This window comes from Oxynema aestuarii AP17, assembly GCF_012295525.1.
GTDB classification, from domain to species: domain Bacteria; phylum Cyanobacteriota; class Cyanobacteriia; order Cyanobacteriales; family Laspinemataceae; genus Oxynema; species Oxynema aestuarii.
Map to the genome: position 1 here is coordinate 1,111,102 of NZ_CP051167.1, position 11,015 is coordinate 1,122,116.

The following is an 11,015-nucleotide window of genomic DNA, read 5'->3' on the forward strand; positions in this document are numbered from 1 at the left end:
AATAAATCAATAAATCAATGAAGTTCGATAGAGGGCGATCGATCGTGAAACGACGGATTTTTATCGCAGGGCTGCTGCTTTTTTCGCTCCTCTTGCCAGTCGTCACCCATCGTGCGATCGCTCAAACCCCCGTGGCGATTGTAGTACAGGCGCAAGCTGACGGCTTCCAACTCGGCGAAGACGCCCGACAATTTTATCGATCGCGGCAGTACGATCGCGCCGTCCGTCGCTGGCGAGAAGCGATCGATGCTTTTGCCCGTCGGGGCGATCGCCTCAACCAAGCGCGATCGCTCAATAATTTATCCCTCAGTTACCAGCACCTCGGCGACTGGCAAAAAGCCCGTGAGGCGATCGCCGACAGCCTCGGGTTACTCGCCGGAACGACCCGGGAAGAAATAGACGCGATCGCCCATGCCTACCGGGTTCGAGGTCGTTTGCAATTGGCCCTCGGCAGGGCGGAAAATGCCTTAGAAAGTTGGCAACAGGCGATCGAACTTTACAATCGCTTGGGCGATCGCGAAGCCGTCCGACGGACTGCGATCGATCGCGCTCAAGCCTTTAAACGGTTGGGCTTTTATCCCCGTTCTTGCGAGACAATTTTGAGTCTCCTCGACCTCGATGCGACCCGTTGCGAGGCGATCGGACGGCAAAAACCGGATGAATTGATATCCAAACTCGATCGCCTTACCCCTACGGACTCGGATTTATTCGCATTAAAAGAATTGGGCGATCTTTTGGCGATCGTCGGTTATCCCAGACATGCTAAAGCTGTTCTTAATTATACCCTAGAAAGGTCTCGAACTCAACCATATTTAGATCTGCAACCCAGTTTACTATTAAGTTTGGGCAATACCCACCGGATTCTCGAACAAGTCGAACGGGCGATCGATCGTTATCAAACTGCAGAAATAAAAACTTCCGATCCCGTTTTAAAACTGCGTGCCCGTCTGAATCAATTGAGTTTGCAAGTCGCTGGCGATCGCCTCCAAAATTCCGCTATTTTATCCCCGATGAGTTTATCCAAAATTCGGGAAGACCTCGACCGACTGCCTCCGAGTTCGACGGCGATCGAATTACGGCTCAACTTTATTCACAGTTTGGCCTGTTTGCAAACTCAACATAACCCGGTGCCATTGGATTTAGCGTCTCCAATTTTCCGAGGGTGCCACACTGAAAATCAAAATAACTTTAAACCAACTAATTTACCTTCGTGGGACGAGATTACAACGCAAGTGCAGATCGCCGACCGACAAGCTGAAAGCATTGGCAATCCTAGATTACAGGCGCAAATTACGGGCTATGCCGGGGCGATCGCCCAACAGCAACAACAGTTAAAATTAGCAGAAGAATTAACTAAAAATGCTTTACAAATTGCCGAAAGTTTGAACAGTCCAGAGTTCGGTTATCGCTGGCAATGGCAGTTAGGACGACTCGAAGTAATTAAAGGCAATCGCGATCGGGCGATCGCCGCTTATCGTTTGGCCTTTGAAAACTTACAAATCTTGCGCGGTGACTTAGTGGCGATTAATCCCGACATTCAATTTAATTTCCGCGATAGTGTCGAACCCGTCTATCGAGAATATGTAGATTTATTATTAAAACCCGAACGAGTTTCTCAAGCCAATTTGAAACAAGCGAGAAAGGCGATCGAAGCATTGCAGTTGGCCGAACTCAATGACTTTTTTCGCGAAGCCTGTTTGGATGCCAAACCCGAACAAATCGATCGGGTTGTAGACCAGGCACAAATCCCTTCGGCGGTCGTCTACGCGATCGTCTTAACCGATCGCGTTGAAGTCATTGTCAAACTGCCTCAAAAACAGGAATTACAGCGCTATCGTACCTGGATTTCGCAATCGCAAATCCGCGAAACCTTAAATGAACTAAGCGATCGCTTGAGCGATCGCACGCGCCTCGCGATCGAGATTCAGGAACTCTCCCAACAGTTTTACGATTGGTTAATTCGACCGGGAGAAAGTCTTTTAGAAGCGAATTCTATCAATACATTAGTATTTGTTTTAGACAGTCAACTTCGCAATCTACCGATGTCCGTCCTCCACGACGGCGATCGCTATCTGATCGAAAAATACGCGATCGCCCTCACCCCGGGATTGCAGTTATTAAATCCTCGTCCTCTGACCGAACTTGAACTGACCCCTTTAACCGCCGGACTCAGCGAAGAGAGAACCTTACAAGAGCGAAATTTAAAATTTTCTCCCCTTCCCAACGTGCCGATTGAACTGACCGAAATTGAATCAATTTTACCGAAAACACAAACTTTATTAAATCGAGAGTTTGTGACCCCTGAATTACAAGAAAAGCTCAAAAAATCGAATTATAATATCGTTCATTTAGCCACCCACGGTCAATTTAGTTCTAATTTAGAAGATACTTTTATTTTAACTTGGGATGCACTCCTGGATATCGATCGCTTGAATAACTTATTGGAACGCGATCGCGATCGTGCGGTCGGCGCGATCGAATTACTCGTCCTCAGTGCTTGCGAAACCGCCTCTGGAGACAATCGCGCCACCCTCGGGTTAGCCGGGGTCGCTGTCAAAGCAGGCGCGCGCAGTACCTTAGCCACCTTATGGTCTGTCAACGACGAATCCACCGCCCAGTTTATGGAGCAGTTTTATCGGAAATTAATTCAAATAAAAGCCAATCAAAATATCGGAAAAGCAGAAGTTTTGCGTCAAGCACAATTGTCTTTATTAGCAAACCAAGATACCGATAAAAAATGGAACCGTCCTTATTATTGGGCACCGTTTATTTTAGTCGGTAATTGGTTATAAAACACGTGATTTAAGCGATCGGATAATTTGAGACTTTTGCCGCCTATTCTTCCTCCATTTCACAGCAAGCCACGAGGGGGCGATCGCCGAGATGGTTTAAATTCACCCCTGGCGCATTTAAAAGCAACTTCCATTCCTCTCGAATGACAGAATTATCCGGAGAAAGACGCAAACGATTACCAACTTCAGTTAAAATTTCATGCCAAATTTTATTGTCGAGATAGCCGCGATTATTTTGTGCAGATGGGGGTAATGTTACTCTCTCAATCAGTCCGCCAACTGCTACTTGATTACCTCCGGTACATTTAACTTTAAAATACCAGCGATAAAGTTTTTGCGGTTCGAGTTGATATTCGCGATCGCTCGGAGCATTCACTCGTACAACTCCAGGGGTATTTTCAAGTTGATAACGAATCCGATAAATCGGTCGTTCGGCAATTTCATCTTGTAAGATTAATTCACTATATTCTAAATTTTTGGGATCGTCAGGAATATAAACCCAAAATGTGGGCGCTTCGGATACAGTCAAACTCATAGTTTGAGGAACTAAAGCCGTTAATTGGTCATTAGAGGCGATCGCTCCTCCACAATTACCGCGACTTCCTCCGTCGGTTTGTTCGTTCGGTCTTCCAGTTCCGGAAAAATCAACAATTTGCTCGTCAGCTCGGACAAAGATTGTCGCCGAAACAATCGAAGATAAGATAGTAAACGCGATCGCTAGACAGCTATATTTTTTGAAGTATTTAATCATTTTTACACCTTGCGATTCTCAAGGTTTTGAGATCTATTAATGGATTGATAAATTGCTATTTTTACGCTCGGTCATATTGCCAGTTTAACTCTTATCATTCAAACAAAAATAAGATATAATAATTCCGCCAGAAGTCAACAATAGTCCCAAACTTGCCGGGACGATCGGAACCCACAAACCTAACTCAAATAGCAAAAAAGATAAGGCAGATAAAACGGCGATCGCCCCGGCTGTACTGAAAAAGCCGATCGCAATAATCTGAAAAGAATTCCAGCGCTCTTTTGTTGAAAGGGGGTAAATTTCAACGACTAACAAAATCAAGATTCCACCGAGGAAACACCAACTCAAAACCCAAAGCATTTCTATTTCATCCGGCCACGTATTTATTAACGGTCTCTTGTCGACAACAGCACTCACAATCTGGCTGATACCGTGAGCGTGAACGATCGCCCCGGGCATTTTTTGCGGCCACTGCCCCTTACTGTAAGGGGTTAAATGCCAGTCTTGATAAGTTTGGGCTATCGTGCCAATTAAAACAATTTTATCCGTAACTAACTCGGGTAAGCGATCGTCAATTCTCCCTTCTAAAATTTGTTGTAAAGTTACTTGGGGGGCGATCGCTTCTGCGGCGCGATAATTTAATAAAACTTGATAGCCTTGAGCTTCACTCCTCGGTAACTGATAGCCTCCCGTTTCAGCAGTCAACTTAGGAAATATGACCGAACCAATTTCTAATTCATTGTTGGAATTAAACCCGATATTCGTAATATTTTCCGATCGCAAATAAGCCAAGGCTACGGTCAAACTCAAGGATTGGCTGGTCGGACAAGTATTATCGGGACTCATCCCTAAAAATTGGCGGCGAATCACGCCATTCGCATCTTGGGGAAAGTTACTAAATCCCAAGCGTCCGTTACTTTCAATTTCGGGCGGTGGCGCAATGCCAATCGGGCGATCGCGGGTGCCGCCGACCAGACAAGTCCCGATAAAATTAGGACGATTAAAGTGTTGTTTTAATTCGGGAATGTCCGGATCTGTGGGAAAGTCGCGATAGAGGTCTAAAGCGATAACTCTCGGTCGGTAAGTTTGTAATTTTTCTAATAATTTGTACAAAGCCAGATCGCTGAGAGATTTGGCTTCTCGTTGCCAACCCATGCGGTCTTGAAATTGTAAATCTTCTTCAGTGAGGGCGACGATCGCAAGGCGATCGTCCGGGGCTTCGATCGCCCGATTTCGCATCAGGAGGTCGAAACTGGCTAATTCGAGGGATTGCAAAGTCCCGAAATGGCGACTGGCGATCGCACTCAAACCGATGGCGAGACTGATGAGGGCAACTCGGCGCAGTTGTTGGGCGATCGCGGGTCGATCGCGGGGCGATCGATCGCGTAATGTTTCCCAAGTCGGTAGGGTCGTACCGAGATTTTGATAGAGAGCAGGTAACCAAGTGCAACCGGGTAACTCCCGAAAAGCTTCTAAGCGTTCTTGCGATCGCCGAACGGCTCTCACTAACGAGGTTCCCGTCGCATATTCGGCGAGAAATTCTTTTAAAAAAGCTTGAGCGACTCGATCGGGAACTTCTTCTTGCATGACGATCGCTACGGGAAGATGTAAATCGGCGAGTTTGCGGGTAAATCCCAATCCGTCACAAGAATTAAAAATTGCAATTTTCAACCCTCGGGCGATCGCCTCTTTTAAGGCATTTTTAAACTCATCAATTTCTAAATTTTCGGATTCGTTGAGATAAATACGACCGTCATCTTTTTCGCTGTCGCTATGTCCGGCAAAAAAGAATACATCCCAGCCTTGAGGATCGCGCAATCGTTCGATAACGGTTTGCGGTCGCGGTGCGTTCAAAAATTCGACGTTCGCTTCTTTTAATTCTGAAATAAGCTGGCGATCGACCTCTAAATCCAATTCGGAGTCGTCGCCGAAGATCGCCAAAATTCTAACTTTATTTTCTTTTTTATGGGTCGCTAAAATTTGACTGGGGCGATCGAACTCCGGAAACGTGTAACTGATGCCAACGTCTGGATAATCTTCGAGTAAATCCCAAACGTGCCACGGCAGTTTCCAAAGCTTTGGATCTCTAGCGTCGATAGTTAAGTCAATCGGATCGCTACGATTGGCAAATTCACGCAACAATCGTTCTCGAATCTTTTGCCACTGGCCTCGTGCAGAATCTTGCAGCCAGTTTTTCATTTCCCTTTCTAAGGTTTTTGTTAGCTGCTTGCACGCTTCAATCTCGTTGCCGATCGCCCGATTTGTAGGCGTACTTTCATCAATTTCCCAGCCATCCTCGGCAGTTTTAAATTGCCGCGATCGCCGATAAGAACTATTCAGACTTCTAAAACGAGTTTGCCAACTCACATAAAATCCGTCTAAATTGGGTTGTGGCGGCAAACGCCCTTCAATTTCCGCCAAAAGAGAACCCCCTTGGCGCAAAATTTGTAGCGAAACATCGAAACCAACATTGAAGTCACCCGATCGAATTTTAAGAATTGCAATACGGCTCATAAGTGAAAGAGCGAATAAAAAATAGTCACTATTTTGACGATGAATTATCCGAGATCGGCGTCTAAAACAACTCCTAAAATAACTCCTAAAATGAATGACTCTTTTAAACGGAAAACGTTTCCGTCACATTCACTTTTCCTAAAGCGATACGAATCTGGAACCGACTGCTGGGAGGGGGGCTGAAACGGCGTTGAATGGCGTTGTCGATGCCCCGACCTGCGCTGTCGCTGCGGGCTTGTGCTTCGAGACGGACTTCGCCCGATTCGGAGAGAACTTGTAACTTGAGACCGGGAGGGAGTTTTGTGAGACTATTAGTTGACTGCACTTGTGCGGATACGGCGATCCTGCCGTCGGGTTTGGGAACGATCGCCACGATCGAGGCGATCGCCACTCCTGCTAATTCCAAGCCCAAATCGACCAAACGGGCTTTGCGAACCCCCGATCGCGGGTTGCCGGGGTCGATTTTGCCCAAACTGAGGGCCGCTTGCCACCGGGTTTCCTCTTCCCGTGCGGTGTCCAGGAGCTCGGTGAGGGCGGCGATCGCCTCCGGGGAACCCGTCCCGATTTCGCCCAAAACTCCCGCCGCCTGACAGCGCGTTTCTTCCGGGCGATCGCTCCCTAACAGCCGAATCACGGAGGCGATCGCCTCGGGGGCGCTGGTTGCTTCTCCCCGTCCCCCCCGCGCAAAACTCACTTGCGGCGATGCGAATAACGATTCTATACTTTCCCAACCGCTTTCAAAATGACCTTGCAACCACTGATTTAAGTTAATAAAAGATTCGGTGACGGCAGCGATCGCCCCTCGTGAGGGTGCTTTGTATATTTTTTGTAACTCCAAATAGTACAAAGTTATGCTATTGAGATCGCTCAATAACGCCACCCCTCGTTCCCAGGTTAACTGCTGCCACAACGGGCGATCGGGGTTTGCGAGTAAAGGCTGCAATTCGGTTTCGGCAAACGCGGCGATCGCCCCGATCTCGATCGCGGGAAGGGCGATCGCCTCCGGACTTAAAAAGCGAGTATAAAATAATAGGCGATCGGGATTCACTTCAAAACAAGATAACGGTAAATGATACGTCCAATCTGACTGACTTTGCAACCCTTGCGATTCTCGGTATTTCAACAGGCGATCGCCCCGTACAATCCCCCGGACGATCGCAGTTTCACTTTCTTCTAAAACTTCAATAGCAACGTAAAAATGAGCGGCAAATCGAGCAAGATCTACAGCAATCCTGGGTATTTTTACCGTTTCATCGAGATAACTTTCGGCGACGATCGCGCAAACTTTAAATCCTTGGAGTTCGCAATTACAAACTGCATCAAGAGTTTGCGCATAAGCCGCTTCAAACACCGAAGCTTTTTCTAAATTGAGACTGAGTTTTGCTCGATCGCCGACCCATCGACTTAACGCCAAAATCCCTAAAACATTGAGATATACTTGCCATTGTCTTGCTTCGCTAACAACAGACTGGCTGACCTGCACGGCGCGATCGAAATCTTCTGCTTCCAAAGCAATTTCCTCCGGCTCAAATAACCGTAAATCTTGTGAGTTTAGAGAAAAATTCATAGTACAAAACTCCTAAAGTAAGCAAAGAAACAAAATGTCAAAAGGTGGTTTTTGCAGGAATTTGCAGAGACTATCGATAGATTCGCACCCATAAGACCAATTGAAGCGGAAACACCTAAATTTCATTAAACCGAGCACCAATCATCGGCACTCTTGTAAAAAGAACTGCAAGCGTTTTGCATATAAACTCTCGAACGATCGATTATTTCCAGCTTTCATTTCCGTAAAAGCTTCCTCAAAAACTTGACGGTCGATAAATTCTTCTAATCCGGCTTGAATCTTTTCTAATACTTCTGGGGTGAGGCGATCGCCGCCGAGTCCAAATTGTTCTCGAAATTCGAGGATCGCTTCTAACAAGCCTTCGAGGGTTCTAAACCGAACCCGAGAAAGTAATTCTTTCGGATTTAACACCCGACTGACTTGAGATTGATTGGTCATGCCCAAGCGACCGACAATCTCCCGTTGCGAAAGTCCTTCGCAATAGAGTAATTGCCATCCGAGAATGGCTTTATCGGCAAAAATGCGATAATTTCGACTTTTTTGGAGTGCCGCAATCCGATCGCCGATCGCCGAAGCGATCGCACCGTCTAAAACAACCGCGAGGCGATCGTGCAAACGGGCTAAAAATTCCTGTTCTCGATCGCGTTGTAAATCCGGTGTCGAGTTGGGATCGGCAAACTCGCGCATTCCATAGTCTCCGGTTTCCGGATCGATCGCCTCCAACGGTTCCGCAAGCGGGGCGCCGCGACAACTCCAGATCTCGTACTGGCGCAGTTGTTTGGCGATTTGCTTCAAACGGCGGACGATCCCGCGATCGGCTAAGGCGATCGCCCTGCCGGACTCGCGCAAAAGATCGCTCATTTCCTGTAATTGCTCCTCACTTGGATCGGAACAACGCCCCCCGGATTTGGGCTGTAGGCGGCGATCGCGCCGATAAACCGCGTGAAACACTCCCACCAACAGGCGATCGTCCCCAGGGAGTAACGCCAACTGCGCCTCCCTCGCCTTGTTCAATAAAGCCCAATCGCTGAGATATTGGAAGCCGCGATCGGCTAGAAACCCTTTCAGCGCTTTATTTTGCTTCGTTTGCAAGTAAGCCCAATTGTCCAAACTCAAACGCGAGGTCGATTGAAAATCAAACGTGCGAAGAATATCTACGGTAAATAAAGAATAGCGCGCCGCATAAATCTGTCCGTCGCGATCGAGGCGTTGTTGTTGCTTCCCGTCACGATCGACGATCGCCATCGCCTCGCCGTCATCGTCGAGGACAAACGGCAGTAATTCGCGATAGTCGAAGGCGCCGCCACCGCCGAACAAACCCGCCAATTGCCGACACGCGCGCACGATCGGATAGGAAACATAACAGCGCAAACACAGTCCTGCCTTGGCTTCCAGCCATCGATCGCCCCGGGCGCGATCGCCGCGAAACAACGCCATCAACCCCTCGTAAATTGCCGTATTTTGGGACGCGGACAACCTGTGACGGGCGATCGCTGCGGGAAATTCCCCTTGAAAAAAGCTTTCCGCCACGGGCAGCGATCGCCCGTCATTGAGGGCGTCCAGGCGCAGTAATTTCCAATATCTGAACGCTGGAATCATCCGTCTCGTCCTCTCGAATTCATAGCTCACATTTTCTCATTCTCTTTTCATTCGCGATCGCGCCTCATTCGGAAAACCTCCCGCCTCCGTCCCTATCTTCCTCCATATAGATCTCGCGAAATCGGCGTGATGCAACGATTTACTCCCTCATTTTCCCCCAACTGCATCAGTTCCGTTCGCCTGCATCTATACCGAAACAGCGCCAGGACAAGGACTTTACCGAACTGCATCAGTCCCAACCGCGCTTCTCTACTCAAGAGTAACGAGCTTTTACGATTTCCTCTCCCGTTATTTTGACGATATTTATTCAATTTGGAGCATTATTATGACTGGTTTTCGCGTAACCCAAGAATTCTTAACCAACTCGCGACTCGAACTGACCAAATCCATCGAATCGACCGACGTAGAATTCAATCAACCTTTAGAAATTACCGCCTATCCACTCAATGACACCCTCGATCTCGAATTGCGTTTGACCGGAAACGCCACCGGACTGCCGATTCCCGGCGACGGAACCACCCGCGACACCAATGGTGCAGGCGAACTCGAAACCCTTACCTTCGCCAACCCCCAATGGGGAACCACCCCTTACACTGTCGGCGTTCTCAACACCGAAGGAACCCGAGGGAAGTTTCTCTTAGAAGCCAATTCCGAAAACCCGGATAATGACAGCGCCGCCAGCGCCCCTCAAATTGGCAATTTAGTCGGCACTCAAACATATAACGGCTTTGTCGGTCGCAGCGATCGCACCGACTGGTACAACTTCCGCCTGCCCAGCGATAGCCAAGTGAGTGTACAATTAACGGGATTGGAAGATAACGCCGATCTGGAATTATACGAAAGCAATGGCTCGACATTGATCCTGCGATCGCGCAATGGCGGGATCGGCGACGAAAGCATCGACACCACTCTCGACGCGGGGAATTACCTCGTCAAAGTGTCCAGCAACGACCTCACCGCCAACCTCCCCGACAACGAAGGGGCTTCCACAAAATACAGCCTCAACCTGACCCAAGAATCCCTCGACGGCGGCGGTGGCGGCGGTGGCGTCGATCCGATTACCGGAGTCCCCGTCTATCGCTTCTTCAACACCTTTACCGGAACTCACTTTTATACCGCCAACAATAACGAGGCCGAGTTCGTCCGCGACAACCTGACCGCCTACAATTACGAAGGTCCCTCATTTGCAGGCGCCAACAACGGAACCCCGGACAGCGACCCGGTATATCGCTTCTACAATACTTTCACCGGAACTCACTTCTACACCATTTCCGACACCGAAGCCGAATTCGTCCGCCAAAATTTACCCGCCTATCGAGACGAAGGCATCGCCTATCAAGCTTTCGATACTCAAGAAGCCGATGCTATCCCGCTTTATCGCTTCTACAACACGGTCACGGGAAGCCACTTCTACACTCCCGACGCCACCGAACGCGATGTGGTCGATCGCATGTTACCCGCCTACAATTACGAAGGAGTCGGCTACTACGTTTACGATCTCGAAGATGTCGGCGATCTGAGTTTGGCGTAAGGAACCGCATCGGAGTAGAACAGTCCGAACTCAACCGCTCAACTTTCTCTGTTCTCCTGGGTTGAATTAAATTGATACTCGATCGGGAATGTACCGGGTTGCATTCCCGATTTTTCTTTAAAGATCTATCTTTAATGTATTTGTATCGAAGTTGACAAAAATGCTTTTTTATGTTGAATTAAGAGTAATTTGATGAGAAAGATTTTCAGGTTTGCAAACGGTTGTTAAAATTTCAAACTTCAGAAATAAAAAGCAATCGGC

Annotated in this window: 6 protein-coding genes; 2 read left to right on the plus strand and 4 right to left on the minus strand. The window is 48.1% G+C overall.

The features are described from left to right. Positions 1-17 precede the first annotated feature (17 nt). On the plus strand, positions 18-2,792 hold the full coding sequence (locus HCG48_RS04365) for a CHAT domain-containing protein (protein ID WP_168568065.1): 2,775 nt from the start codon (positions 18-20) through the stop codon (positions 2,790-2,792). 43 nt (positions 2,793-2,835) lie between these two features. On the opposite strand, the gene HCG48_RS04370 is transcribed toward HCG48_RS04365, so the two are convergent. The 4 genes from HCG48_RS04370 to HCG48_RS04385 form a co-directional block, all read right to left on the minus strand. Then, on the minus strand, positions 2,836-3,543 hold the full coding sequence (locus HCG48_RS04370; RefSeq protein ID WP_168568066.1) for a DUF928 domain-containing protein: 708 nt from the start codon (positions 3,541-3,543) through the stop codon (positions 2,836-2,838). Between the two features lie 84 nt (positions 3,544-3,627). Then, positions 3,628-6,057: a CHASE2 domain-containing protein gene (locus HCG48_RS04375; protein WP_168568067.1), complete on the minus strand. Its 2,430-nt coding sequence runs from the start codon at positions 6,055-6,057 to the stop codon at positions 3,628-3,630. A gap of 103 nt (positions 6,058-6,160) precedes the next feature. Continuing rightward, entirely contained in the window at positions 6,161-7,624 is a 1,464-nt protein-coding gene (locus HCG48_RS04380; RefSeq protein WP_168568068.1) for a DUF1822 family protein, read from the minus strand. A 141-nt stretch (positions 7,625-7,765) separates the two neighbouring features. Beyond that, positions 7,766-9,223 (minus strand): hypothetical protein, encoded by a 1,458-nt coding sequence (locus tag HCG48_RS04385; protein ID WP_168568069.1) that lies wholly within the window; start codon positions 9,221-9,223, stop codon positions 7,766-7,768. A gap of 325 nt (positions 9,224-9,548) precedes the next feature. Between HCG48_RS04385 and HCG48_RS04390 the strand changes: the two genes are divergently transcribed. Next, the gene (locus HCG48_RS04390; protein WP_168568070.1) at positions 9,549-10,754 is read left to right on the plus strand and encodes a pre-peptidase C-terminal domain-containing protein; all 1,206 of its coding nucleotides are present in this window, start codon (positions 9,549-9,551) and stop codon (positions 10,752-10,754) included. Positions 10,755-11,015: the final 261 nt, after the last annotated feature.

What these genes read in the sequence shown, in the direction of transcription:
- HCG48_RS04365 (WP_168568065.1), top strand. Translation starts at nt 18, where the DNA reads ATGAAGTTCGATAGAGGGCGATCGATCGTGAAACGACGGATTTTTATC.
- HCG48_RS04370 (WP_168568066.1), bottom strand. Translation starts at nt 3,543, where the DNA reads ATGATTAAATACTTCAAAAAATATAGCTGTCTAGCGATCGCGTTTACT.
- HCG48_RS04375 (WP_168568067.1), bottom strand. Translation starts at nt 6,057, where the DNA reads ATGAGCCGTATTGCAATTCTTAAAATTCGATCGGGTGACTTCAATGTT.
- HCG48_RS04380 (WP_168568068.1), bottom strand. Translation starts at nt 7,624, where the DNA reads ATGAATTTTTCTCTAAACTCACAAGATTTACGGTTATTTGAGCCGGAG.
- HCG48_RS04385 (WP_168568069.1), bottom strand. Translation starts at nt 9,223, where the DNA reads ATGATTCCAGCGTTCAGATATTGGAAATTACTGCGCCTGGACGCCCTC.
- HCG48_RS04390 (WP_168568070.1), top strand. Translation starts at nt 9,549, where the DNA reads ATGACTGGTTTTCGCGTAACCCAAGAATTCTTAACCAACTCGCGACTC.